The sequence below is a fragment of the Pseudomonas sp. CBC3 genome (assembly GCF_037967085.1).
Taxonomy (GTDB): domain Bacteria; phylum Pseudomonadota; class Gammaproteobacteria; order Pseudomonadales; family Pseudomonadaceae; genus Stutzerimonas.
Map to the genome: position 1 here is coordinate 834,139 of NZ_JBANEO010000002.1, position 23,984 is coordinate 858,122.

At 59.9% G+C, this 23,984-nt stretch carries 24 protein-coding genes; 17 read left to right on the forward strand and 7 right to left on the reverse strand.

From position 1 onward, the window contains the following. The first annotated feature begins 125 nt into the window (after positions 1-125). The 7 genes from gyrA (at position 126) to rpsA (ending at position 11,255) form a co-directional block, all read left to right on the forward strand. On the forward strand, positions 126-2,933 hold the full coding sequence (gyrA, locus tag V6943_RS11060) for a DNA gyrase subunit A (protein WP_340553484.1): 2,808 nt from the start codon (positions 126-128) through the stop codon (positions 2,931-2,933). A 142-nt stretch (positions 2,934-3,075) separates the two neighbouring features. After that, positions 3,076-4,161: a 3-phosphoserine/phosphohydroxythreonine transaminase gene (serC, locus tag V6943_RS11065; RefSeq protein WP_131648518.1), complete on the forward strand. Its 1,086-nt coding sequence runs from the start codon at positions 3,076-3,078 to the stop codon at positions 4,159-4,161. Beyond that, positions 4,161-5,258, forward strand: coding sequence for a prephenate dehydratase (gene pheA / locus V6943_RS11070; protein ID WP_131648519.1), 1,098 nt, complete (start codon positions 4,161-4,163; stop codon positions 5,256-5,258). Before serC ends, pheA begins: the two co-directional genes overlap by 1 nt. A gap of 105 nt (positions 5,259-5,363) precedes the next feature. Further along, positions 5,364-6,473, forward strand: a complete 1,110-nt coding sequence (hisC, locus tag V6943_RS11075; RefSeq protein WP_340553485.1) for a histidinol-phosphate transaminase — start codon at positions 5,364-5,366, stop codon at positions 6,471-6,473. Continuing rightward, positions 6,470-8,719 (forward strand): bifunctional prephenate dehydrogenase/3-phosphoshikimate 1-carboxyvinyltransferase, encoded by a 2,250-nt coding sequence (locus V6943_RS11080; protein ID WP_340553486.1) that lies wholly within the window; start codon positions 6,470-6,472, stop codon positions 8,717-8,719. Before hisC ends, V6943_RS11080 begins: the two co-directional genes overlap by 4 nt. Beyond that, the gene (cmk, locus tag V6943_RS11085; RefSeq protein ID WP_340553487.1) at positions 8,716-9,399 is read left to right on the forward strand and encodes a (d)CMP kinase; all 684 of its coding nucleotides are present in this window, start codon (positions 8,716-8,718) and stop codon (positions 9,397-9,399) included. Before V6943_RS11080 ends, cmk begins: the two co-directional genes overlap by 4 nt. 170 nt (positions 9,400-9,569) lie before the next feature. After that, positions 9,570-11,255, forward strand: coding sequence for a 30S ribosomal protein S1 (gene rpsA, locus V6943_RS11090; protein ID WP_131648523.1), 1,686 nt, complete (start codon positions 9,570-9,572; stop codon positions 11,253-11,255). 107 nt (positions 11,256-11,362) lie between these two features. On the opposite strand, the gene V6943_RS11095 is transcribed toward rpsA, so the two are convergent. Next, positions 11,363-11,806 carry a MarR family winged helix-turn-helix transcriptional regulator gene (locus V6943_RS11095; protein WP_131648524.1) on the reverse strand — a complete coding sequence of 148 codons (444 nt, stop codon included), beginning with the start codon at positions 11,804-11,806 and terminating at the stop codon, positions 11,363-11,365. Positions 11,807-11,885: 79 nt separating this feature from the next. Between V6943_RS11095 and V6943_RS11100 the strand changes: the two genes are divergently transcribed. Beyond that, complete coding sequence (locus V6943_RS11100; protein WP_340553488.1) at positions 11,886-13,052, forward strand: aminotransferase-like domain-containing protein; 1,167 nt, start codon at positions 11,886-11,888, stop codon at positions 13,050-13,052. Positions 13,053-13,093: 41 nt separating this feature from the next. Next, positions 13,094-13,699 carry a glutathione S-transferase family protein gene (locus V6943_RS11105; RefSeq protein ID WP_340553489.1) on the forward strand — a complete coding sequence of 202 codons (606 nt, stop codon included), beginning with the start codon at positions 13,094-13,096 and terminating at the stop codon, positions 13,697-13,699. 107 nt (positions 13,700-13,806) lie between these two features. Here the strand turns inward: V6943_RS11105 and folE are convergent, their stop codons facing one another. The 4 genes from folE to V6943_RS11125 form a co-directional block, all read right to left on the reverse strand. Continuing rightward, on the reverse strand, positions 13,807-14,352 hold the full coding sequence (folE, locus tag V6943_RS11110; protein WP_131648527.1) for a GTP cyclohydrolase I FolE: 546 nt from the start codon (positions 14,350-14,352) through the stop codon (positions 13,807-13,809). 145 nt (positions 14,353-14,497) lie between these two features. Further along, positions 14,498-15,055, reverse strand: a complete 558-nt coding sequence (locus V6943_RS11115) for a Smr/MutS family protein (RefSeq protein ID WP_340553490.1) — start codon at positions 15,053-15,055, stop codon at positions 14,498-14,500. A 67-nt stretch (positions 15,056-15,122) separates the two neighbouring features. Beyond that, positions 15,123-15,440, reverse strand: a complete 318-nt coding sequence (locus V6943_RS11120) for a hypothetical protein (RefSeq protein ID WP_131648529.1) — start codon at positions 15,438-15,440, stop codon at positions 15,123-15,125. An 85-nt stretch (positions 15,441-15,525) separates the two neighbouring features. Then, on the reverse strand, positions 15,526-16,119 hold the full coding sequence (locus V6943_RS11125; RefSeq protein WP_131648530.1) for a cysteine hydrolase family protein: 594 nt from the start codon (positions 16,117-16,119) through the stop codon (positions 15,526-15,528). A gap of 188 nt (positions 16,120-16,307) precedes the next feature. Between V6943_RS11125 and prmB the strand changes: the two genes are divergently transcribed. After that, positions 16,308-17,228 (forward strand): 50S ribosomal protein L3 N(5)-glutamine methyltransferase, encoded by a 921-nt coding sequence (gene prmB, locus V6943_RS11130; RefSeq protein ID WP_181102124.1) that lies wholly within the window; start codon positions 16,308-16,310, stop codon positions 17,226-17,228. A gap of 33 nt (positions 17,229-17,261) precedes the next feature. Here the strand turns inward: prmB and V6943_RS11135 are convergent, their stop codons facing one another. Continuing rightward, positions 17,262-18,053, reverse strand: coding sequence for a hypothetical protein (locus V6943_RS11135; protein WP_340553491.1), 792 nt, complete (start codon positions 18,051-18,053; stop codon positions 17,262-17,264). 66 nt (positions 18,054-18,119) lie between these two features. Next, positions 18,120-19,085: an alpha/beta hydrolase gene (locus tag V6943_RS11140; RefSeq protein ID WP_340553492.1), complete on the reverse strand. Its 966-nt coding sequence runs from the start codon at positions 19,083-19,085 to the stop codon at positions 18,120-18,122. Between the two features lie 153 nt (positions 19,086-19,238). On the opposite strand from V6943_RS11140, the gene aroC reads away from it, so the two are divergent. The 7 genes from aroC (at position 19,239) to V6943_RS11175 (ending at position 23,972) form a co-directional block, all read left to right on the forward strand. After that, positions 19,239-20,330, forward strand: coding sequence for a chorismate synthase (aroC, locus tag V6943_RS11145; protein ID WP_340553493.1), 1,092 nt, complete (start codon positions 19,239-19,241; stop codon positions 20,328-20,330). Between the two features lie 80 nt (positions 20,331-20,410). Further along, complete coding sequence (locus tag V6943_RS11150) at positions 20,411-21,562, forward strand: MFS transporter (protein WP_340553494.1); 1,152 nt, start codon at positions 20,411-20,413, stop codon at positions 21,560-21,562. Next, complete coding sequence (locus V6943_RS11155; RefSeq protein WP_340553495.1) at positions 21,559-22,179, forward strand: methylthioribulose 1-phosphate dehydratase; 621 nt, start codon at positions 21,559-21,561, stop codon at positions 22,177-22,179. The genes V6943_RS11150 and V6943_RS11155 overlap by 4 nt, the downstream gene beginning before the upstream one ends. Before the next feature lie 82 nt (positions 22,180-22,261). Then, on the forward strand, positions 22,262-22,807 hold the full coding sequence (locus V6943_RS11160; RefSeq protein ID WP_131648537.1) for a 1,2-dihydroxy-3-keto-5-methylthiopentene dioxygenase: 546 nt from the start codon (positions 22,262-22,264) through the stop codon (positions 22,805-22,807). Positions 22,808-22,809: 2 nt separating this feature from the next. Then, on the forward strand, positions 22,810-23,493 hold the full coding sequence (gene mtnC, locus V6943_RS11165) for an acireductone synthase (protein WP_340553496.1): 684 nt from the start codon (positions 22,810-22,812) through the stop codon (positions 23,491-23,493). 73 nt (positions 23,494-23,566) lie between these two features. Continuing rightward, a complete protein-coding gene (locus V6943_RS11170) occupies positions 23,567-23,776 on the forward strand; it encodes a PLDc N-terminal domain-containing protein (RefSeq protein WP_181102108.1) in 210 nt (69 codons plus the stop codon). Between the two features lie 4 nt (positions 23,777-23,780). Continuing rightward, a complete protein-coding gene (locus V6943_RS11175; RefSeq protein ID WP_181102106.1) occupies positions 23,781-23,972 on the forward strand; it encodes a PLDc N-terminal domain-containing protein in 192 nt (63 codons plus the stop codon). Positions 23,973-23,984 lie beyond the last annotated feature (12 nt).

The following is a 23,984-nucleotide window of genomic DNA, read 5'->3' on the forward strand; positions in this document are numbered from 1 at the left end:
TTGAATTTTGTTGGCCTCGGCGAGCGCTTCTTCGTTACGCCTCCGGCCTCCAGCGACCTCCCGCCTTGTGATACTATCCCGCGCTTAATCGCAGGACCCTGCTGACTATAAGGAACCAGGCTTCCATGGGCGAACTGGCCAAAGAAATCCTCCCGGTCAATATCGAAGACGAACTCAAACAGTCCTACCTCGACTACGCCATGAGTGTAATCGTCGGCCGTGCGCTGCCGGATGCGCGCGACGGACTGAAACCCGTGCATCGCCGTGTGCTTTTTGCCATGAGCGAGCTGGGTAACGACTGGAACAAGCCGTACAAGAAATCCGCCCGTGTGGTCGGTGACGTGATCGGTAAATACCACCCTCACGGCGACTCGGCGGTTTATGACACCATCGTGCGGATGGCGCAGCCATTCTCGCTGCGCTACCTGCTAGTCGATGGCCAGGGCAACTTCGGTTCGGTCGATGGCGACAGCGCGGCGGCCATGCGATACACCGAAGTGCGCATGGCCAAGCTGGCTCACGAGCTGCTGGCCGATCTGCACAAAGAAACCGTGGACTGGGTGCCGAACTACGACGGCACCGAGCAGATTCCAGCGGTCATGCCGACCAAGATCCCGAACCTGTTGGTCAACGGTTCCAGCGGTATCGCGGTGGGAATGGCAACCAACATTCCGCCCCACAACCTGGGCGAAGTCATCGATGGCTGTCTGGCACTGATCGCCAATCCGGATATCACCATCGATGAGCTGATGACCCATATCCCCGGTCCGGATTTTCCGACCGCAGGCATCATCAATGGCCGTGCTGGTGTCATCGAGGCTTATCGCACCGGCCGCGGTCGCATCTATATGCGTGCCCGCTCGACCATCGAAGACATCGACAAGGTGGGCGGTCGTCAGCAGATCGTCATTACCGAGCTGCCTTATCAGCTGAACAAGGCGCGTCTGATCGAGAAGATCGCCGAGCTGGTAAAGGAGAAGAAGCTCGAAGGCATCACTGAGCTGCGCGACGAGTCTGACAAGGACGGTATGCGCGTAGTGATCGAGCTGCGCCGCGGCGAAGTGCCGGAAGTTATTCTCAATAATCTTTATGCCCAGACGCAGCTGCAGAGCGTGTTCGGCATCAACGTGGTGGCGCTGGTCGACGGTCAGCCGCGCACCTTGAATCTCAAGGAGCTGCTGGAAGCCTTCGTTCGCCACCGCCGTGAAGTGGTGACGCGCCGCACGGTATTCGAGCTGCGCAAGGCGCGCGAACGCGGCCATATCCTCGAAGGTCAGGCGGTCGCGCTGTCCAATATCGACCCGGTCATCGCGCTGATCAAAGCCTCGCCGACGCCGGCCGAAGCCAAGGACGCGCTGATCGCCACCGCCTGGGAATCCAGTGCGGTGGAAGCCATGGTCGAGCGCGCCGGAGCCGATGCCTGCCGCCCGGAAGACCTCGATCCGCAATACGGGCTGCGCGATGGCCGTTACTACCTGTCGCCGGAACAGGCGCAGGCCATCCTCGATCTGCGTCTGCATCGCCTGACGGGGCTCGAGCATGAGAAGCTGCTCAGCGAGTACCAGGAAATCCTGGCCCAGATCGGCGAGCTGATTCGGATCCTGACCAGTCCCGAGCGCCTGATGGAAGTCATCTGCGAGGAGCTGGAAGGCGTCAAGGCCGAATTCGGCGACGCCCGCCGCACCGAGATCCTCGAAGCGCGCCTGGACCTGACACTGGCCGACCTGATCACCGAAGAAGAACGCGTCGTCACGATTTCCCATGGCGGCTACGCCAAGTCGCAGCCTTTGGCGGCCTACCAGGCACAGCGCCGTGGCGGTCGCGGCAAGGCGGCGACCGGCGTCAAGGAAGAGGATTACGTCGAGCATCTGCTGGTCGCCAACAGCCACACCACGCTGCTGCTGTTCTCCAGCAAGGGCAAGGTGTACTGGCTCAAGACCTACGAAATTCCCGAAGCCTCACGCACCTCGCGCGGTCGTCCACTGGTGAACCTGCTACCGCTTTCCGAAGGCGAGCACATCACCGCGATGCTGCAGGTCGATATCGAGGCAGCGCGTCAGCAGCAGCTGAACGGTGATGACGATATCGAAGACGCTGAAATCATCAGCGAAAGCGATGAAGTGGAAGAGTCGCTCGACGGTGAGGACGCCGACGAGTCGGTGGACGAGCCGACCGGTACCTACATCTTCATGGCGACCGCCAAGGGCACCGTTAAAAAGACTCCGCTTTCGCAATTCAGTCGTCCACGCAGCGTCGGCCTGATCGCGCTCGGTCTGGAGGAGGGCGACACGCTGATCGCCGCTGCGGTTACAGATGGTGCACGCGAAGTCATGCTGTTCTCCGATGGTGGCAAGGTGATCCGCTTCAAGGAGAAACACGTTCGTACCATGGGCCGTACCGCCCGCGGCGTTCGTGGCATGCGCCTGCCGGAAGGCCAGCGTCTGATTTCCATGCTGATTCCCGAGTCCGATGCGCAGATCCTCACCGCGAGCCTCAATGGCTACGGTAAGCGCACGGTGATCGATGAGTTCCCGCGTCGCGGTCGTGGTGGTCAGGGGGTCATCGCCATGGTGACCAATGAGCGCAACGGTCCGCTGGTCGGTGCCGTTCAGGTGCAGCAGGGCGAGGAAATCATGCTGATTTCCGATCAGGGCACACTGGTGCGTACGCGTGTCGATGAGGTTTCATCACTGGGGCGCAATACCCAGGGTGTAACGCTGATCAAGCTGGGCAAGAACGAGCATCTGGTTGGTCTCGAAAGGGTTCAGGAACCATCCGAAGAGGATGTTCTGGAAGATATCGAGGCGGTTCTCGATGACGAGGCGCTGGATAAGGAAATGCCTGTCGTCAGCACCGAGCCTAGCGAGGACGAGCTGCTTGGCGGGGGTGGGGACGTTCCGCCGGATGTAGTGCCCACCGACGACGAAAACTGATTCGACAGATTGCGGCGCCCAAGGGCGCCGCGCGTGTTCGATCGGCAACCCGCTACGGGTGAAGAAATTGCAAGCGCTTGACCTGAGCGCCTCGGCGACGGGCGGAGCGAGCATGGTATCGACCGTTTTTGAGAGAACGAAGATGAGCAAACGCGCCTTTAATTTCTGTGCCGGTCCGGCCGCGCTTCCTGAAGCTGTGCTGCAGCGCGCCCAGGCTGAACTCCTTGACTGGCAGGGCCGAGGCCTGTCGGTGATGGAAATGAGCCACCGCAGCGACGAATACACGGCCATCGCCGAGAAGGCTGAGCAGGATCTGCGCGATTTGCTGAACATTCCCACCAACTACAAAGTGTTGTTTCTGCAGGGTGGCGCCAGCCAGCAATTCGCCGAAATCCCGTTGAATCTGTTACCGGACGATGGCGTCGCCGATTACATCGATACGGGTATCTGGTCGCGCAAGAGTATCGAAGAGGCCAAGCGCTTCGGTCATATCAATATCGCTGCCAGCGCCAAACCCTACGACTACTTCGCGATTCCGGGGCAGAACGAGTGGGCGCTCAGCAACAACGCGGCCTATCTGCATTACGCCAGTAACGAAACCATCGGCGGACTGCAGTTCGACTGGACGCCTGAACTGGGTGACACGCCGTTGGTGGTCGACATGTCTTCGGACATTCTGTCGCGCCCCATCGATGTGTCGAAATTCGGTCTGATTTACGCCGGGGCGCAGAAAAACATTGGCCCGTCGGGTCTGGTGGTAGTGATTGTGCGTGAGGATCTGCTCGGTCGCGCGCGTTCCAGTTGCCCGACCATGCTCGATTACAAGATCGCAGCCGACAACGGTTCCATGTACAACACGCCGGCAACGTTTTCCTGGTATCTCTCCGGCCTGGTGTTCGAGTGGCTGAAGGAACAGGGCGGTGTCGAAGCGATGGAGCAGCGCAATCGCGCCAAGAAAGACCTGCTTTACGGCGTGATCGACTCCAGCGACTTCTATTCCAACCCGATTGCCAGCAACGCTCGCTCGTGGATGAACGTGCCGTTCAGGCTGGCCGATGAAAAACTCGACAAGGCCTTTCTGGCAGGGGCCGATGCGCGCGGCCTGCTCAACTTGAAAGGTCATCGCTCGGTCGGCGGTATGCGTGCCTCTATCTACAATGCGGTCGGGCTGGACGCCGTGGAGGCGCTCGTCGCCTACATGCGCAAATTCGAGAAGGAGCACGGCTGATGAGTGATGCCGACCGGCTGAAGGCGCTACGCGTTCGCATCGACAGTCTCGACGAGCGGATTCTCGAGCTGATCAGCGAGCGCGCCCGTTGCGCCCAGGACGTGGCCCGTGTCAAAACGGCTTCGCTGGCCGAAGGCGAGGAAGCGGTGTTCTATCGTCCCGAGCGCGAAGCCTGGGTGCTCAAGCACATCATGGAGCTGAACAAAGGCCCGCTGGACAACGAGGAGATGGCGCGCCTGTTTCGCGAAATCATGTCCTCATGCCTGGCACTGGAGCAGCCGCTGCGGGTCGCCTATCTCGGCCCTGAAGGTACCTTCTCGCAGGCGGCGGCGCTCAAGCATTTTGGTCACTCGGTGGTTAGTAAGCCGATGGCGGCCATCGACGAAGTTTTCCGAGAAGTGGTTGCCGGTGCGGTGAACTTCGGCGTGGTGCCGGTGGAAAACTCCACCGAAGGCGCCGTCAACCATACGCTGGATAGCTTCCTCGAGCATGACATCGTCATCTGCGGCGAGGTCGAGCTGCGTATTCACCATCACTTGCTGGTGGGTGAGACGACCAAGACCGACCGCATCACCCGCATCTATTCCCATGCGCAGTCGCTGGCGCAATGTCGCAAATGGCTGGATGCCCATTATCCGAACGTCGAACGCGTAGCAGTTTCCAGTAATGCTGATGCGGCCAAGCGCGTGAAGAGCGAGTGGAACTCCGCAGCGATCGCCGGTGACATGGCCGCTCAGCTTTACGGCCTGAGCAAGATTGCCGAAAAGATCGAAGACCGTCCGGACAACTCCACGCGCTTCCTGATCATCGGTAGCCAGGAAGTACCGCCTACCGGTGACGACAAAACCTCAATCATCGTTTCCATGCGCAACAAACCTGGCGCGCTACATGAACTGTTGATGCCATTCCATTCCAACGGCATTGATCTTACGCGGATCGAAACCCGCCCTTCGCGCAGCGGTAAATGGACCTATGTATTTTTCATCGACTGCATCGGCCACCACCAGGACCCGCTGATCAAGGACGTTCTGGAGAAGATCGGTCGTGAAGCGGTGGCGTTGAAGGTGTTGGGGTCGTATCCCAAGGCGGTACTTTAATAAGCAGCTGGAAGCCGGAAGCTGGAAGCTGGAACTTTGGGCAATGCGGATTGCTTCAAGCTTCAAGCTTCAAGTTTCAAGTTTTCAGCTTCAGCGGAGCTGAATATGTCCTGTGATTTCCTCGCCCTGGCGCAGCCAGGCGTGCAGAAGCTGTCGCCCTACGTGCCCGGTAAGCCCGTTGACGAGTTGGCTCGGGAGCTCGATCTCGATCCGCAGACCATCGTCAAGCTGGCCAGCAACGAAAATCCACTGGGCCCCAGTCCGAAAGTCATCGCTGCGATCAGAGCGCAGCTCGACGAGTTGACCCGCTATCCCGACGGCAACGGTTTTGTGCTCAAGCAGAAATTGGCCGAGCGATACGGCGTCGATACCTCCCAGGTCACCCTCGGCAACGGCTCCAACGATATTCTCGAGTTGTTCGCTCGGGCCTATCTCGCGCCTGGGCTCAATGCGGTATTCAGTGAGCACGCCTTTGCGGTCTACCCGATTGCTACCCAGGCCGTCGGCGCGCAGGCGAGGGCTGTCCCAGCCAAGCACTGGGGGCACGATCTCGACGCCATGCAGGCGGCTATCGATGAGAATACCCGTGTAGTGTTCATCGCCAACCCCAATAACCCGACTGGCACCTGGTTCGATGCCGACGCGCTCGGCAGCTTCCTCGCCAGTGTTCCGTCGCACGTTCTGGTTGTGCTGGATGAGGCTTATATCGAATACGCAGAGGGTGGCGAGCTGCCGGATGGATTGACCTTTCTGGCTTCGCATCCCAACTTGCTGGTGTCCCGCACCTTCTCCAAGGCCTACGGCCTGGCTGCGTTGCGTGTGGGGTATGCAATCTGTTCGGCGCGGATTGCCGATGTGCTGAATCGTGTTCGCCAGCCATTCAACGTCAACAGCCTCGCCCTTGCCGCCGCCTGCGCCGCGCTTGACGATGCCGAATATCTGTCTCAAAGCAGGGCGTGTAATAGCGCTGGTATGCAGCAGCTCGAGATGGGCTTCAAACAGCTGAGGCTGGACTGGATACCGTCCAGGGGGAACTTCATCGCGGTTGATTTTGGCCGTGACGCCTCGCCGATCAACCAGGCGTTGCTGCGCGATGGCGTTATCGTTCGACCTATGGCTGGCTATGGAATGCCAACTTTTCTTCGTGTGTCGATCGGAACCGAAGCCGAGAATGCACGGTTTCTCGACGCCCTGCGCAAGGCTCTCGGGCGTTGAGCCGCGACACTGGATCGACGAGCGCTGACGTCCCTCAGGTACGCCGGCTGGCCGTGATCGGTCTCGGCCTGATTGGTGGCTCGTTCGCTAAAGGGCTGCGTGAGCGTGGGCTGTGTAATGAGGTGGTCGGCTTCGATCTCGATGCCCGTTCTCGCGAGCTTGCCGTCGAACTCGGCGTGGTGGATCGCTGCGCAGATAGCCTTGCAGACGCTTGCCACGGCGCGGACGTGATTCAGTTGGCCGTCCCGATCCTCGCGATGGAACGGCTGCTGGCGGAGCTTGCGACGCTGGATCTCGGAAACGCGGTGCTCACCGATGTAGGCAGCGGCAAGGGCAACGTGGTGCGTTGTGCTCGTGAGCGGTTCGGGCGGATGCCGCCTCGTTTCGTGCCGGGCCATCCAATAGCGGGTTCGGAACAGAGCGGCATTACCGCTGCCGAAAGCACGCTTTTCCGTTGCCACAAGGTGATCCTCACGCCGTTGGAGGACACCGATCCGGCCGCGCTGACGCTTGTCGACGGCTTGTGGCGCGCATTGGGTGCTGATGTTGAGCATATGGCTGTTCAGCATCATGACGAAGTGCTTGCAGCGACCAGCCACCTGCCTCACCTGTTGGCGTTTGGTCTGGTGGACTCACTGGCCAAACGCAACGAGAATCTGGAGATTTTCCGTTATGCGGCAGGCGGGTTTCGTGATTTCACCCGTATAGCCGGTAGTGATCCGGTCATGTGGCACGACATCTTTCTCGCCAATCGCGAGGCCGTGCTGCATACCCTCGATGATTTTCGTGCCGACCTCGATGCGCTACGCGCCGCGGTCGATGAAGGAGACGGGCATACGTTGTTGGGCGTGTTCACGCGCGCCAGGGCTGCCCGGGAACATTTCAGCAAAATACTGGCTCGCAGAGCCTATGTGGACGTTATGCATTCCAAAGATCTGATCTTCCTCGCCAATTCTGGCGGCAGCCTTAGCGGCACACTTCGAGTACCAGGCGACAAATCCATTTCCCACCGGTCGATCATGCTCGGCTCGCTTGCCGATGGAATCACCGAAGTGGAAGGGTTTCTCGAGGGCGAGGATGCCCTGGCAACCATTCAGGCATTCCGCGACATGGGTGTGGTGATCGAGGGGCCGAATCAGGGACGCGTGACCGTCCATGGCGTCGGCCTGCATGGCTTGAAGGCTCCGCCAGGCCCGATCTATCTCGGTAATTCCGGGACCTCGATGCGTCTGCTGTCCGGCTTGTTGGCTGCGCAGCCGTTCGACACCACGCTGACCGGTGATGCTTCTCTGTCCAAGCGCCCAATGAATCGCGTCGCAAAGCCCCTGCGTGATATGGGTGCAGTGATCGAGACGGCCGCCGAGGGGCGCCCGCCGTTGACCATTCGTGGCGGGCAGAAGCTTTCCGGGATGCATTACGAAATGCCGATGGCCAGTGCTCAGGTCAAGTCCTGCTTGTTGCTGGCAGGACTGTATGCTGCAGGGAGGACGTCCGTGACCGAGCCGGCGCCCACCCGTGACCATACCGAGCGGATGCTCCAGGGCTTCGGTTATCCGGTTATGGTGGAGGGCAGCACCGCTGCTGTCGAATCTGGCCACAAACTGCACGCCACGCAGATCGAAGTGCCTGCGGATATTTCTTCCGCCGCCTTCTTCATGGTCGCTGCCAGTATTGCAGAAGGTTCGGACATCACCCTCGAACACGTTGGGATAAACCCGACGCGTACCGGCGTCATCGACATTCTCAAGCTGATGGGTGCCGATATCGAATTGACCAACCAGCGTGAAGTAGGCGGCGAGCCGGTTGCGGATATACGGGTGCGTGCCGTTCAGCTCAAGGGTATCGAGATACCGGAGAACCTCGTCCCGCTCGCCATCGATGAGTTCCCGGTGCTGTTTGTCGCAGCGGCTTGTGCCGAGGGCCGGACGACCTTGCGTGGTGCCGAAGAGTTGCGAGTCAAGGAGTCCGACCGCATTCAGGTGATGGCCGATGGTCTGCAAGCGCTCGGCGTGCAGGCTACACCGACCCCGGATGGGATTATCATCGAAGGCGGCGCTGCCTTCGGTGGTGGCGAGGTCTGGGCGCACGGCGATCATCGAATTGCGATGTCTTTCAGTGTCGCTGCGCTTCGTGCCGGTGCTGCGATACGCATCCACGATTGCGCTAACGTCGCCACTTCGTTCCCGAACTTCCTGGCGCTGGCCGAACGGGCCGGAATGCGGGTGACTGTGGAGGCTGATTCATGATCAGACAGGTTCCGGTCATAACCATTGACGGCCCTAGCGGGTCCGGCAAGGGCACGGTGGCGGCGCTGCTGGCTGCAAAGCTGGGATGGAATTTTCTTGATTCCGGGGCACTTTATCGCCTGCTTGCCTTCGCAGCCCGCAACCACGGGGTCGATTTGACCAATGAAGAAGCGCTGAAGCTGCTCGCGGCTCATCTTGACGTCCAGTTCGGAGCTGGGGACGGCCATGGTATGCAGATCATTCTCGAAGGGGAGGACGTCACCAGCGCGATTCGCAACGAGCAGGTCGGTGCGGGTGCGTCCCAAGTGGCCGCACTACCGGTCGTTCGAGATGCACTCTTACAGCGTCAAAAGGCCTTTCGTGAGCCGCCCGGGCTCGTCGCGGATGGGCGAGACATGGGGACCGTGGTCTTTCCGGACGCTCCGCTGAAGATTTTTCTCACCGCCAGTGCCGAGGAAAGGGCACGTCGGCGCTTCCTGCAGTTGAAGGCCAAGGGTGATGATGTTAATCTCGCGAGTCTTCTCGATGAGATACGGGTGCGCGATGAGCGTGATACCCAACGTGAAGTGGCTCCGCTGAAGCCGGCAGACGATGCGGTACAGCTGGACTCTACCGATCTTTCCGTCGAGCAGGTGCTAGGACAGATTCTGAGCGAAGTCGCCAAACGCGATTTCGCCTGAAGAGCGACCGCCGAGGTGCGGTCCGACGGTTCTCGTTTCGAGAGCTGTTAACAAGGAGGCATGTGGGAGACCAGATCCAGTCCCGCAGGCCTTTTTTTATATGAATGAACCCACGTTATCTGGGGCGTGGAGATAGGGCGGATCCTCGCCCGAAAACAGCAGGAATAAACATGAGCGAAAGCTTTGCAGAACTTTTTGAAGAAAGCCTGAAATCCCTCGACATGCAGCCGGGCGCCATCATCACCGGCATCGTGGTCGACATCGATGGTGACTGGGTCACTGTCCATGCCGGTCTGAAGTCCGAGGGCGTCATCCCGGTCGAGCAGTTCTACAACGAGCAGGGCGAGCTGACCATCAGCGTGGGTGACGAAGTTCACGTGGCGCTGGACGCGGTTGAAGATGGCTTCGGTGAAACCAAGCTGTCCCGCGAGAAAGCTAAGCGTGCCGAGTGCTGGATTGTTCTGGAAGCGGCTTTCGCAGCTGAGGAAGTGGTCAAGGGCGTTATTAACGGTAAGGTTAAGGGCGGCTTCACGGTCGACGTTAACGGCATCCGTGCGTTCCTGCCAGGTTCCCTGGTTGACGTTCGTCCAGTGCGTGATACCACTCACCTGGAAGGCAAGGAACTCGAGTTCAAGGTCATCAAGCTGGACCAGAAGCGCAACAACGTTGTCGTTTCCCGTCGTAGCGTCCTGGAAGCCGAGAACAGCGCCGAGCGTGAAGCTCTGCTGGAATCGCTGCAGGAAGGCCAGCAGGTCAAGGGTATCGTCAAGAACCTCACCGACTACGGCGCGTTCGTGGACCTGGGTGGCGTCGACGGCCTGCTGCACATCACAGATATGGCCTGGAAGCGCATCAAGCATCCTTCCGAGATCGTCAACGTTGGCGACGAGATCGACGTCAAGGTGCTGAAGTTCGACCGCGAGCGCAACCGCGTCTCCCTGGGTCTGAAGCAGCTGGGTGAAGACCCATGGGTTGCCATCAAGGCCCGTTACCCGGAAAACACCCGCGTCATGGCCAAGGTCACCAACCTCACCGACTACGGCTGCTTCGCCGAGCTGGAAGAGGGCGTGGAAGGCCTGGTACACGTTTCCGAAATGGACTGGACCAACAAGAACATCCACCCGTCGAAGGTTGTACAGGTCGGCGACGAAGTGGAAGTCATGGTTCTGGACATCGACGAAGAGCGTCGTCGTATTTCCTTGGGTATCAAGCAGTGCAAGTCGAACCCATGGGAAGACTTCTCTGGCCAGTTCAACAAGGGCGACCGCATCTCCGGCACCATCAAGTCGATCACCGATTTCGGTATCTTCATTGGTCTGGACGGCGGTATCGACGGTCTGGTTCACCTGTCCGACATTTCCTGGAACGAAGCTGGCGAAGAAGCCGTGCGTCGCTTCAAGAAGGGCGACGAGCTGGACACCGTCATCCTGTCGGTCGATCCGGAGCGTGAGCGCATCTCCCTGGGCATCAAGCAGCTGGAGGACGATCCGTTCTCCAACTACGCTGCCGTCAACGACAAGGGCAGCATCGTTCGTGGCACCGTGAAAGAAGTTGACGCCAAAGGCGCCATCATCGATCTGGGCAACGATATCGAAGCGACCCTGAAGGCGTCCGAAATCAGCCGTGATCGCGTTGAAGATGCGCGCAACGTGCTGAAGGAAGGCGATGAAGTCGAAGCCAAGATCATCAGCATCGACCGCAAGAGCCGCGTCATCAGCTTGTCCATCAAGTCGAAAGACGTCGAGGACGAGAAAGACGCGATGAAGGAACTGCGTACCAAGCAGGACGTAGAGCCAGCCGCTGGTCCGACCACCATTGGTGATCTGATCCGCGCGCAGATGGAAAACCAGAACTAAGTTCTGCAATCCATAAAAAAGGGCGACCTCGGTCGCCCTTTTTTGTGCTTCGAATAAGCTGGAGATCGCGTCAAAACCTTCAGGCGCATCTGTGCGCCCAAGGCTGCTTAATGTCGATTGGTGCCGGTCGCCAGCGTCTGGTTCACTGCAAGCCAGCCGGATACGGCGTCATCGCCCGCCTGCTTGAACGCTCGTTCGAGTAGCCGTACCTGCTCTCGTCTAAGTAGCTGTTCCAGCTTGGCGCCTTCCGCTGTGAAGCGCAGTATGCGCTTGCGCTTGTCGTCCTCCGCGGTTCTGCTTTCCACCAAATGCATCTCGATGAGCTGCCGTAGCGGGATATTCAGTGCCTGTTTGCTCACGCCGAGGTAGCCGAGCAGCTCCTTGACGCTGAGGTCGGGATAGCTTGCGATGAAGAAAAGAATGCGGTGATGGACCCGAGAAAGTCCGCGGCGCGCGAGCATTTCGTCCGGCTTGGCTGTGAAGGCCTGATAGCCAAGGAAGAAACTTTCCATGATCTGGCGCTGGATTGTGCTTTTTTTTAGGTCAGCCATATTGACGTATTCGGGGGCGTAAGCGTAATTTCGGTCAAGTAGTTTGACTTAATTTTCCCCTTAATGCATCTGGTGCCCCATGGTCTTTTCCGAACGCGTCGACCGCCTGAAAAGCTCGCTGATCCGTGAAATTCTCGCCGCTGCGCAGCGTCCCGAGGTGATGTCCTTTGCCGGTGGGTTGCCGGCCGAATCGATGCTGCCGAAGGTGGAATGGGCGCAGATGCCGGCGACCATGGGGCAGTACGGTATGAGCGAGGGAGAGCCGGCGCTGCGCGAGGCCATTGCCGCCGAAGCGCGTTCACTCGGTGTCGACTGTTCGGCCAGCCAGGTCCTCATCGTCAGCGGCTCCCAACAGACGCTGGATCTGGCATCGAAGCTGTTCATCGATCGAGGTACCGAAGTGTTGCTGGAGGCGCCGACCTATCTGGCGGCGTTGCAGGCTTTCCAACTATTCGGTGCGGACTGCCTGGCGGTACCGCAGGAAGCTGACGGGCCGCACCTCGCTGCGCTACGCCAACGGCTGGAGCAACACAAACCGGCTTTCGCCTACCTCATTCCAACCTTTCAGAACCCTTCAGCGGTGCGCTACAGCGAAGAAAAACGCGACGCTGTCGCGGCGCTGCTCGATGAATTCAACGTCACTCTGATCGAGGACGAGCCTTATCGAGAGCTGGTTTTCGACGAAGGTAGCGCCAAACCCATCGTCAGCCGCATGCACAGGGCAAGCTGGATCTACACCGGTACGGTCTCCAAAACGCTGCTGCCGGGGCTACGGGTCGGCTATCTGATCGCGACTCCGGATCTGTTTCCGTATCTGCTTCGGCTGAAGCAGTCAGCCGACCTACATACCAATCGCATCGGCCAGTGGCAGGCGTTGCAATGGCTGGGAAGCGAGCAATATCAGTCGCACCTGGTCGAGCTACGACGTTTTTATCGCCTACGCCGTGATGCGATGCAGGCTGCGCTGGAGGCTCATTTTGGCGATCTTGCCGACTGGCAGCTCCCGCGGGGTGGGCTGTTCTTCTGGTTGCAGCTGAAGCGTCCGGTAGATACGCGAACCCTGCTCGATTCGGCGTTGGCGCAGGACGTGGTATTCATGCCCGGCGAGCCGTTCTTCGTCGACCCGGAGCAGAATCCAGGATACCTGCGGCTTAACTTCAGCCACGTCGCGCCGGAGCGGCTGGCTGAGGGCGTTCGCCGGCTGGCGAGCGTAATTCGGAGTGCCGAAATGGTCGATGCGGCGTAGTTTCATTTAGCGGTGCTTGCGCTGCCGCATGGAGAAGAGATATGGCGTACAAGGTTTATGGCGACTATCGGTCTGGCAATTGCTACAAGGTGAAGCTGATGTTGCATCTGCTCGGGCGGGATTACGAGTGGATACCGGTAGATATCCTTCGTGGCGAAAGCCGTGAGGGGTGGTTTCTGAAAAAGAATCCTAACGGCAAGATTCCCGTGCTCGAATTGGAAGACGGTTCCTGTCTGTGGGAGTCGAATGCGATTCTCAATTTTCTCGCGGAGGGAACCGAGTTCCTGCCCAAGGATGCGCGCTTGCGCACCCAAGTGCTGCAGTGGCAGTTCTTCGAGCAATACAGTCACGAGCCGTTCATTGCCGTGGCACGATTCATCAAGGTATATCTGGGTTTGCCTGATGATCGTCTCGATGAATATGCTGCCAAGCAACTGGACGGCTACCACGCGCTGGACGTCATGGAGCAACAGCTACTGCGCACGCCGTACCTTGTTAGCGATCACTACTCAATTGCGGACATCGCGCTGTATGCCTATACGCACGTAGCGGAAGAGGGCGGATTCAAACTGGAGAAATACCCAGCAATCTGCGCGTGGCTACAGCGGGTTGCCAGCCATCCGCGGCACGTCGGGATGTTCGACTAAGGAAGACGAGAAAGAGGCTGGAGGCTTGAGGCTTGGCGAGAAAGCAGCTGCGCGCTGCAAGTCTCAAGCAGCAAAGAAAGCATGAAGCCAGCCCAGCCTCATTTCTCCTATCTGACCAACCCGAGAAATTCGCTGCGGGTGGCGGCGTTTTCCCGGAACTGTCCGAGCATGACCGAGGTGACCATTGAGGAGTTCTGCTTCTCGACGCCGCGCATCATCATGCACATGTGCTGGGCTTCAATAACAACAGCCACGCCCCAGGCGCCGGTGACCTTCTGGACCGCCTCGGCAATCTCGCGGGTGAGATTCTCTTGGATCTGTAGCCGGCGAGCGTACATCTCGACGATACGCGCTACCTTCGACAGTCCGAGTACCTTGCCGTTGGGCAGGTAGGCAACATGGGCCTTGCCGATGAAGGGGAGCATGTGGTGTTCGCACAAGGAGTACAGCTCGATGTTCTTTACCAGCACCATTTCGCTGTTGTCGGAGCTGAACAGCGCGCCGTTGGTGACTTCTTCCAGCGTCTGCTGGTAGCCCTTGCATAGATACTGCATGGCTTTGGCGGCGCGCTTGGGCGTATCGAGCAATCCCTCGCGGGTGACGTCTTCTCCGAGCTGGCCAAGGATCTCGGTGTAATGTTGTTCCAGTGACATTGAGCTACCTGTCGGGCTTCGTGTGAGCGCAAGCGCGAAGGGTAGGGTGCACCCGCCGCGCTGGCAAGGGGGAAAACAGCAAGCTGTACGCTATGAGCCGCAACAAGAGCCTGAGGGCTCGTTTGGTCTCGTCAGCTTGGAGATGCTATTCATCTCTCCCCTCGAGCATGGTGCGCTTGAGCATCACGTAAACCGCCCCGGTGCCGCCATGTCTCGGCACGCATGAGGAAAAGCCAAGCACTTGGGCATGCTGACGCAGCCAGGTATTGACGTGGCTCTTGATCATTGGGCGTTTGCCGTCGACGCGTGCGGCCTTGCCGTGGGTGACCCGCACGCAGCGAATTTCGAACTTGCTGGCTTCGGCAAGGAAATCCCAGAGCAGCTCGCGCGCCTTTTCGACACTCAGCCCATGCAGATCCAGGCTGCCTTCGAAGGGGATCTGGCCGGCTTTGAGCTTGCGCATCTGGCTGTCTTGCACACCGTCGCGTGCCCAATACAGCTCGTCTTCCGCTGCGACATCGATGACGAACTGATCGGAAAGCCCATCGATGCGGATTTCGCTGTCGCTGATGATTGCGTTTGCGCGTCGAGTGGCGATCTGCGCCTTGTTGCTGCGTGGTTTGCCGGTGTCGGCGCGGTCGTGTTTGATTGGCTTGACGCCATGAACGGCTGATTTGAACAGGGAAAAGTCGTCGTCTTGCATGGGGCCTCCGCGTTGCAGGCGATCTTACCCGAAAGCCTCCGCTTTCAACCTGCTCGAAGCGCAGAGGTCAGCGCTTCTTCTTCAGTCCAGGGGACAGGCTCAGCCCGCCGGGTTCACGCAACCGGCGACGCACGCGGTGTCGGATGAGCAGACCGATAACCAGCAAAGCCAGGCCAAGCACCAATAGCGTCACTGCTTCTTCATATTCGAACGCCATGTTGGCGAAGGCTGCATGGCTGCCGAACAGGGACGCCGCACCAGATCCCGCCAGAAGCACACCGAGGATGCTCAACAGCAGGCCCAGCATTGCGCCGAGGCGTGCGCCCCAGCTCCGTTGCTCGCGAGGGCGAAGTCGGCGTGCATCGAATCCATCGGTTCGTTTCATTCCGGTTACCTCGTCAGAACAGGCTATGACCGGGGCAGCCCGGTCAGTTTTATTCGCGGTCAGGTAACGCTTACGGCGCGAACGATTACGCCAGTGCTCCTACGTCAGCCACGCAAACAGCGAAGTTGTCCGCGAGAATGGTCATTTCCATGCGATGCACCTGCGCCGCCTCGAGCACACCGTCTCCCATTGGCAGATCGCGGGTGGCGCAGGCTTTATCAACGAGGGTACAGCGGTACCCATAGTCTTTCGCCGCGCGAACCGTGGTGCTCACGCTTGAGTGAGTCATGAAGCCGCAGACGATGAGGTCGAGGCGGCCATGCTGCTGCAACAGCTCGTGCAATTCAGTGCCGGCGAAGGCGTTGGGCAGGGTCTTGCCGATCACGGTTTCGCCGGGAAGCGGCGCGGCTTCCGGCATGATCTGGCCGCGTAGGCCCTGCGGGTCGAACAGCCCGCCTGGAATACCCAGGTGATGAACATGCACGACGGGTGCACCGGCAGCGCGCGCAGCGCTGACCAGGCTCTTGATTTCCTCCAGCGCTGAGCTCAGGTTCGGTAGCGCAAGAGTCCCTGTCCGATATTCTTCCTGAGCGTCAATGACCACAACGGTCGCGTTAGCCAGAGTCGCCGGTGCATAACTGCGGCCACTGAGCTGAAGCATGGTCTGTGGCTTGGACATCACTGACTCCTTGTTTTGAGAGGGGCCTGATTGTGGCGCTAGATGACCGATATGTGAACTGCCCAAGATGATGATTTCGCCAGCGGAGTTGCGCAATCCTGCAATAGACCCATGATCCTTCTATACGATTTGAGAAAGTCGCGAAGCCATCGGCTAAACTCTCGCGCTTTTCAGAAGGAGATGCTGCCGTGACCGCTTCGCCGTCCCAATTGCGCACCTTGCGCGATTACATTCGCTGGGCCGTCAGCCGCTTCCAGGCCGAACAGCTGTTCTTCGGTCACGGCACGGACAATGCCTGGGATGAAGCGCGTCAGCTGGTGCTTGGTGCCCTGCATCTGCCCTGGGAAATGGCTGACAGCTATCTCGACTGCCGGCTGGAAGACGATGAGCGGCAGCATTTGCAAAACCTGCTGCATCGTCGAATCGAGCAGCGTGTGCCCACCGCCTACCTGCTGGGGCAAGCCTGGTTCTGCGGGCTGCCGTTCATCGTCGACGAGCGCGTGTTGATTCCGCGTTCGCCAATCGGGCAACTGATCGATCGTCGCTTCGAACCCTGGCTGGCGCAGCCCCCCGCTCGGATTCTCGATCTGTGCACCGGCTCCGGTTGTATCGGAATTGCCTGTGCTTATGAGTTTCTCGATGCCGAAGTGGTACTGGCCGACCTGTCATTCGAGGCGCTCGAAGTGGCGAATCGCAATATCGAGCATCATGGCGTGGAGGATCGGGTCTACACCGTACAGAGCGATGGCTTCGACGGGTTGCCCGGCCAGCGCTTCGATCTGATCGTCTCCAACCCTCCGTATGTGGATGCGGAAGACTTCGCCGACATGCCGGACGAATATCATCACGAGCCGGCCCTGGGGCTAGCCTGTGGGGATGATGGACTGGACTTGGTGCGGCGCTTGCTGGCCGAGGCGGCTGATCACCTGACCGAAACCGGCACCCTGATTATCGAGGTAGGTAACAGCCAGGTGCATGTCGAGGCGCTTTACCCCGAGGTGACCTTTACCTGGCTGGAATTCAGCGAAGGCGGGCATGGCGTATTTCTGCTTGCGGCCAGCCAATGCCGCGAGCATCAGGCATTGTTTCGCGCTCGCCTCAAAGGCTAGAAAGCGGCGCTGCGATGTGGGGCGGCACGGGACTCAGCGAGTCGCAATCCAGATCAGCAACCCCGCCTGGAACAGTGAGAAGGCGATCAGGCAGGCGATGGTGAATCGGAGCGTGCCATCTTCCCGGCGGAATTTGTTCAGCCGCTCCTGCAGGTCTCGGATCTTGTTTTCCTGCTCCAACAGATTCTGATCGGCCTGCTCCAGCATCGCGGCAGCATCCTTCAGGTCGATGATTTGGACTTTCTCCAGGTTCCAGTCGGGGCGCAGTGAGCTGACACGAGATGCGCTATAGGTTGCCTTGAGCTTGCTGGGCTCCGGATAGAGCACATCGAAGCCTTGACTCAGCAGGCACTGGTCGCGGCGCAAGCGCATGTCTTCGCTGGTTATGTCCGCAGCGGAAAGGGCGCCGCCTTCGACTAGGTAGTGTGCCCAGCGCTTCTGAGCCCAAAGCGCACCCTGCGCCAGCAGAAAGCGTCCGAGGCCACGATTGACTGGCTGCATATGCAGGCCGGAGTCGGGACCAAAGCGCAGCTCCTTGGCACGATGATCCGCCCAGACTTCCAGTGCATTGTGCTTCTTCGGCAAAACCTGGCCCGGTAGCCGCACGAACAGCTTCAGTAAACTCTGCTGCGGTGTATGCCGTTCGACTTGAGCCAGTTCAACGAACCTCAACGGCCGCGCACCGGTATCCCGATCGGTCGGAAGTGGCGCCAGGCGCAGTAGTCGAAAACGATCCGGGGCGAGCTCCGCCCAGGGATGCGGCTGCGGCGTTGTTTCAGGCGTTTGGGCCTCGCTGTCGTTAGCGGAAGGCGAGCTGTCGGTCATGTCGGCGTCCATAGGCTCCAGGAGCGAGTCGTTGCGTGGGCAAAGAGCGTATCGGCCGACGTTCGGCTAGCTGGAGGCTGGCAATAAGCCATTCCTGCGCAGAAATTGGCTGATCCGCTCCGTCAGCGCATAGCCGATCGGCAGCTCGGGTTGGTTGTAGGAGGCGGTCTGTTCGTTGCGATCCATCGGCACGATGCGCAGTACGTGGTTCATCCCCTCAATCAGTGCCAGCTCGGCGTCTCCTCGGGCGCGCTGCAAGGCTTCGGCATCTTCCTGCTCGACCTGGATGTCATGGGTGCCCTGGATGATCAGGGCCGGCACGGTCGTGCTGGCGAAGGCCTCTGTCGGGTCTTTACCGAACAGGGAAATCAGATAAGGCTGCACGCTTGGACGAAACAGAATCTGTAGCGCATCAGGCACTTGCTCATGCACTCGTCCCGCCTTGAGTTCGTCGATCAGGTAATGCGCGGTTGCCAGTAGCGCTGGCGGCAGGCGGCCCTGGAGTTGCTCACGCAGCAGCAAGTCGATTGGGCGGCCGCTGCCGGCAATGCTGATCAGTGCGTCGGGCTTGGCGACAGGCGTGGCCAGGCTGGCGATCAGCGCGCCCTCGCTGTGCCCGACCAGCACGACAGCAGAGAAGCGCGGGTCGGCTTTCAACATCTGTGCCCAGGCCACCGCGTCAGCGGCGTAGCGCTCCACGTGCAGTTGCCTTTCGTCTGGAGCGACTGCAAGGCTTTGCCCAACGCCCCGTTTGTCATAGCGCAGGCTGGCAATGCCGCGCTTGGCCAGCGCCTGTGCCAGCCGCTTGAGGCTGTCGTTGTGGCCCATTGGGCTGTTGCCGTTGCGGTCGGTGGGGCCCGATCCGGCAATCAGCAGCGCGACCGGTATAGGTTCGGCGCTTTTGGGAAGCAGCAGAGTGCCATGTAGACGACCTTCCGGTACTTGCACCGTAACGGCCTGATTCAGCAGCGTCTGAGCTTGGATATGTGGAGCAAGCATGGCGAGAAGGACAAACAGCAAGAGCGTGCGCATGAGTAGGGGTCAACCATCGGCGAAGCGGGTTGGATGCGATGCGAAGCACTTGGTTCGCCTGCCAACCATACGCGCAGTCACCGAAGCGGTGAAACCTGCGGCGGCTCGGGTATACTTCCGCCCCCTGTTTAGGTCGATCGCGGAGCGCCCTGCATGTCCGGCAACACATACGGCAAGCTGTTCACCGTCACCACAGCTGGTGAAAGTCACGGTCCTGCGCTGGTCGCGATCGTCGATGGTTGCCCGCCGGGGCTGGAATTAACCGTCGCCGACCTTCAGCGCGACCTCGATCGACGCAAGCCCGGCACCAGCCGGCACACGACTCAGCGACAGGAAGCCGACGAGGTCGAGATTCTCTCAGGCGTGTTCGAAGGACGCACCACCGGTTGTCCGATCGGCCTGCTGATCCGCAATACCGACCAGAAGTCCAAGGACTACTCGGCGATCAAGGATCAGTTCCGCCCGGCCCACGCCGACTACAGCTACCACCACAAGTATGGGCTACGTGATTACCGCGGCGGTGGTCGCAGCTCGGCGCGTGAAACCGCGATGCGCGTAGCGGCCGGCGCCATCGCCAAGAAATACCTGGCGACCCTCGGCATTGAGGTGCGCGGCTACATGAGTCAGCTAGGTCCGATCGATATCCCCTTCAAGACCTGGGACAGCGTCGAGCAGAACGCCTTCTTCAGCCCCGATCCAGACAAGGTGCCGGAGCTCGAAGCTTATATGGATCAATTGCGTCGCGATCAGGATTCGGTCGGCGCAAAGATTTCCGTCGTTGCCGAGGGCGTACCGCCAGGCCTGGGCGAGCCGATCTTCGATCGTCTGGATGCCGACCTGGCCCATGCGCTGATGAGCATCAACGCCGTCAAGGGTGTGGAGATTGGTGCCGGTTTCGCCAGTGTTTCCCAGCGTGGCACCGAGCATCGTGACGAGCTGACCCCGGACGGCTTTCTCTCGAACAATGCCGGCGGCGTGCTCGGCGGAATCTCCAGCGGCCAGGCGATCATCGCCCATCTGGCGCTCAAGCCGACCTCAAGCATCACCACGCCCGGCCGCTCGATCGACATTGACGGCAACCCGGTCGATGTCATCACCAAAGGCCGCCACGACCCCTGCGTAGGTATTCGCGCCACGCCCATTGCCGAAGCGATGATGGCCATCGTCCTGCTGGACCATCTGCTGCGGCATCGTGGTCAGAATGCCGATGTGCGGGTGACGACTCCGGTGTTAGGGCAGCGATGAGCTTGAAGCTGGACGCCTGAAGCCGGAAGTAGGAATTCCATCCTTCTACGGTTTCGCTTCCAGCTTCTGGCTTCCAGCTTATGGCTGCTTCTCTTCCTTACTGGCGCCTGTCCAGCTTCTATTTCTTCTATTTCGCGCTGCTCGGCTCCGCTGCGCCGTTTCTTGGGTTGTATTTCGATCACCTGGGATTCAGTGCCGAGCGCATTGGCGAGCTGGTCGCCATACCGATGCTGATGCGCTGCCTGGCACCGAATCTCTGGGGCTGGCTGGGCGACGTCACCGGACAGCGTTTGGCCATCGTTCGCATTGGCGCGCTCTGTACGCTGCTGTCGTTCGGTCTGATTTTCTTCGGCAAGAGCTACGCCTGGCTCGCGCTGGTCATGGCGTTGCATGCGTTCTTCTGGCATGCCGTGCTGCCGCAGTTCGAAGTCATCACGCTCGCGCATCTTCGTGATCAGGCATCGCGCTACAGTCAGATCCGTTTGTGGGGCAGCATCGGCTTCATCGCGGCGGTGGTGGGGCTTGGTGCACTGTTCGAGCGTCTGACCCTGGATATTTACCCCGTGGCGGTGATGGTGGTCATGGTGGGCATCGTCATCGCCAGTGTCTGGGTGCCCAATGCCGCGCCGGAACAACGACCGGATCTGGCTGAACAGGGTGGCTTCCTTCGTCAGTTGTGCCGTCCCGGCGTACTCGCGTTCTTTGTCTGTGTTGGACTGATGCAGGTCAGCCACGGGCCTTACTACACTTTTTTAAGTATTCACCTCGAGTCGCTTGGCTATAGCCGGAGCACCATCGGCCTGTTGTGGGCGCTGGGCGTGGTCGCGGAGATTCTGATTTTTCTGGTCATGGCTGCGCTGATGGCGCGCTTTTCGTTGCGTCAGGTCCTGATGGCCAGTTTCATGCTGGCGGCGATCCGCTGGCTACTGCTCGGCACGCTGGCCGATCATCTGGGCGTGCTGTTGATCGCGCAATTGATGCATGCGGCGACGTTCGGCAGTTTTCATGCGGCGGCGATCCATTTCGTCCAGCGTAGCTTCGGCCACCGCCAGCAGGGGCAAGGACAAGCGTTGTACGCGACGCTCGCGGGTGTCGGCGGAGCGCTGGGCGCGCTTTACTCCGGCTACAGCTGGGCCAGCCTCGGGCCGTTCTGGACCTTCGCCATCGCCAGTCTGGCGGCACTGGCCGCAGCCGTTATCATTGCCATCCCCAAGCAGGAGAACCGGGCATGACAGCCACTCGTGAACACTTGTCGCAGGCCATCATCGACGCGGGTCGCTTTCTCTATGGTCGCGGTTGGTCTCCGGCGACCAGTAGTAACTATTCGGCGCGGCTGACCAGCGCCGAGGCGCTACTGACCGTTTCGGGCAAGCACAAAGGTCAGCTGACGGTGGATGATCTGCTGGCCGTCGATATGGACGGGCGCAGCCTGGAGGAGGGCAAGAAGCCCTCGGCGGAAACCCTGCTGCATACGCAGCTGTATCGCTGGCAGCCGGAAATCGGCGCCGTGCTGCATACGCATTCGGTCAACGCCACCGTGCTTTCGCGCGTCTGCCTGAGTGATTCGCTGGTCTTTGCTGATTACGAATTGCAGAAGGCGTTCAGCGGCATCGCGACCCATGAATCCCAGGTAGTGGTACCGATCTTCGACAATGATCAGGATATCGAGCGACTCGCCGCGCGTGTTCAGCCCTGGCTCGACGAGCATCCCGACTGCGCTGGTTATCTGATCCGTGGGCATGGCCTCTATACCTGGGGCGCACAGATGAACGACGCGCTGCGCCAGATCGAGGCGTTCGAGTTCCTGTTCGATTGCGAACTGAAGATGCGCATGTTGCAGCGTGTCTGACCGCCGCTCTTTCTACCGCACGCAACGCGTGCCCGAATAACCGATGAGAAGCCGGGACAGCACCCGGTTCGGAGACAACCCCATGAGCATTCTCAGCGTCTATCAGGACAACGCTCCCGAGCAGCCTCTCAAGGTGCTCACCCATGTCGAAGATATCGCCGCCACATTGGCTGAGGTTGGCGTGCGCCTCGAACGCTGGCAGGCCAGTGCGCCGCTTGCCGCCGGTGCCAGCCCGGAAGAGGTGATTGCCGCCTATCGGCCGCAGATCGACCGACTGATGAACGAGCGGGGCTACGTCACGGTAGACGTCATTAGCCTGAGCAACGATCACCCGCAAAAAGCCGAGTTGCGGGCCAAGTTTCTCGAAGAACATCGTCATGCCGAGGACGAGGTGCGCTTCTTCGTTGCTGGGCGGGGTCTTTTCACGTTGCATATCGATGACAAGGTCTACGCCGTGCTGTGCGAAAAGAACGATCTGATCTCCGTGCCCGCCGGCACCCGGCACTGGTTCGACATGGGTGAAAATCCGCACTTCGTCGCCATTCGCCTGTTCAACAATCCAGAAGGCTGGGTCGCGCAATTCACCGGTGAAGACCTCGCCGGTCGCTTCCCGCGCCTGGAGGATTGAAGATGCCGATCAAAGCCATTCTCACCGATATCGAAGGCACCACCAGCGCGGTGAGCTTCGTCTTCGACGTACTGTTCCCCTATGCCCGCGAGCACCTGCCAGCGTTCGTGCGCAAGCATGCGGCGGAGCCGGCGGTGGCTGCGCAGATTGAGGCTGTACGCAGTGAAAGCGGCGAGCCGGAGGCGAGCGTCGAGCGCGTTGTTGAAGTTCTGTTGGAATGGATCGCCGCCGATCGCAAAGCCACCTCTTTGAAAGTACTGCAAGGCATGGTCTGGGCCGAAGGTTATCGGGCCGGTCAGATCAAAGGCCATGTCTACCCGGATGCGGTGGACGCGCTGCATCGTTGGCATGAGCAGGGCTACGCGCTCTATGTGTATTCCTCCGGATCGATTCAGGCGCAAAAGCTGATTTTCGGATGTGCTGAAGCGGGGGATCTGACCCCACTGTTCTCCGGTTACTTCGACACGGGCAGCGGCCACAAGCGTGAGGTTGAGTCTTACCGACGAATAGCCGGATCGATCGGCCTGCAGGCGGATGAGGTTCTGTTTCTGTCCGATGTGGTGGAAGAGCTGGACGCTGCGCGTCAGGCCGGCATGCACACCTGTGGCCTGGCTCGCGAAGGCGGCGAGCTGACTGGTCATGAGTCCGTCCAAAGCTTTACCGCGATCGACCCGGCCCGTTATTGAACGGGTCGTCTTACTGAACCCTCAAACCGCCCCGGCATCCTAATTACGTACTCACTGTAATTGGAGTCTTGCCATGACCGATGCCTTCGGCGGTATTTTCGGCCTGCTCATTCTGGCACTGGATGTCTGGGCCATCATTAGCGTGCTGCGCAGCGACGCCACGACTGGCAAAAAGGCGATGTGGGTGTTGCTGATTGTGATCCTGCCGGTGTTGGGTCTGATCATCTGGGGCATCATGGGGCCGCGTGGTAACCGCCCCGACGATATGAACCTGAGGCCCTAAGTCTGTGGAAACCTGGAGTGTTCTGCTGGCATTGATAGTGCTGATAGGCGATGCGCTGGCCATCGTTCAGGTGTGGCGTAGCCGTATCGAGGTGGGGCGGAAGATCATCTGGAGCCTCGTTATTGTGCTGCTGCCGGTTGTGGGGCTGGTCATGTGGTTCGTTGCGGCGGGGCACTTTGCCAAGGTCAGGTTGTGAGCTGTGCGGGCC

Bases quoted from the DNA above. Each gene is read 5' to 3' on its own strand.
- gyrA (WP_340553484.1), top strand. From the start codon at position 126: ATGGGCGAACTGGCCAAAGAAATCCTCCCGGTCAATATCGAAGACGAA.
- serC (WP_131648518.1), top strand. From the start codon at position 3,076: ATGAGCAAACGCGCCTTTAATTTCTGTGCCGGTCCGGCCGCGCTTCCT.
- pheA (WP_131648519.1), top strand. From the start codon at position 4,161: ATGAGTGATGCCGACCGGCTGAAGGCGCTACGCGTTCGCATCGACAGT.
- hisC (WP_340553485.1), top strand. From the start codon at position 5,364: ATGTCCTGTGATTTCCTCGCCCTGGCGCAGCCAGGCGTGCAGAAGCTG.
- cmk (WP_340553487.1), top strand. From the start codon at position 8,716: ATGATCAGACAGGTTCCGGTCATAACCATTGACGGCCCTAGCGGGTCC.
- rpsA (WP_131648523.1), top strand. From the start codon at position 9,570: ATGAGCGAAAGCTTTGCAGAACTTTTTGAAGAAAGCCTGAAATCCCTC.
- V6943_RS11095 (WP_131648524.1), bottom strand. From the start codon at position 11,806: ATGGCTGACCTAAAAAAAAGCACAATCCAGCGCCAGATCATGGAAAGT.
- V6943_RS11100 (WP_340553488.1), top strand. From the start codon at position 11,886: ATGGTCTTTTCCGAACGCGTCGACCGCCTGAAAAGCTCGCTGATCCGT.
- V6943_RS11105 (WP_340553489.1), top strand. From the start codon at position 13,094: ATGGCGTACAAGGTTTATGGCGACTATCGGTCTGGCAATTGCTACAAG.
- folE (WP_131648527.1), bottom strand. From the start codon at position 14,352: ATGTCACTGGAACAACATTACACCGAGATCCTTGGCCAGCTCGGAGAA.
- V6943_RS11115 (WP_340553490.1), bottom strand. From the start codon at position 15,055: ATGCAAGACGACGACTTTTCCCTGTTCAAATCAGCCGTTCATGGCGTC.
- V6943_RS11120 (WP_131648529.1), bottom strand. From the start codon at position 15,440: ATGAAACGAACCGATGGATTCGATGCACGCCGACTTCGCCCTCGCGAG.
- V6943_RS11125 (WP_131648530.1), bottom strand. From the start codon at position 16,119: ATGTCCAAGCCACAGACCATGCTTCAGCTCAGTGGCCGCAGTTATGCA.
- V6943_RS11135 (WP_340553491.1), bottom strand. From the start codon at position 18,053: ATGACCGACAGCTCGCCTTCCGCTAACGACAGCGAGGCCCAAACGCCT.
- V6943_RS11140 (WP_340553492.1), bottom strand. From the start codon at position 19,085: ATGCGCACGCTCTTGCTGTTTGTCCTTCTCGCCATGCTTGCTCCACAT.
- aroC (WP_340553493.1), top strand. From the start codon at position 19,239: ATGTCCGGCAACACATACGGCAAGCTGTTCACCGTCACCACAGCTGGT.
- V6943_RS11150 (WP_340553494.1), top strand. From the start codon at position 20,411: ATGGCTGCTTCTCTTCCTTACTGGCGCCTGTCCAGCTTCTATTTCTTC.
- V6943_RS11155 (WP_340553495.1), top strand. From the start codon at position 21,559: ATGACAGCCACTCGTGAACACTTGTCGCAGGCCATCATCGACGCGGGT.
- V6943_RS11160 (WP_131648537.1), top strand. From the start codon at position 22,262: ATGAGCATTCTCAGCGTCTATCAGGACAACGCTCCCGAGCAGCCTCTC.
- mtnC (WP_340553496.1), top strand. From the start codon at position 22,810: ATGCCGATCAAAGCCATTCTCACCGATATCGAAGGCACCACCAGCGCG.
- V6943_RS11170 (WP_181102108.1), top strand. From the start codon at position 23,567: ATGACCGATGCCTTCGGCGGTATTTTCGGCCTGCTCATTCTGGCACTG.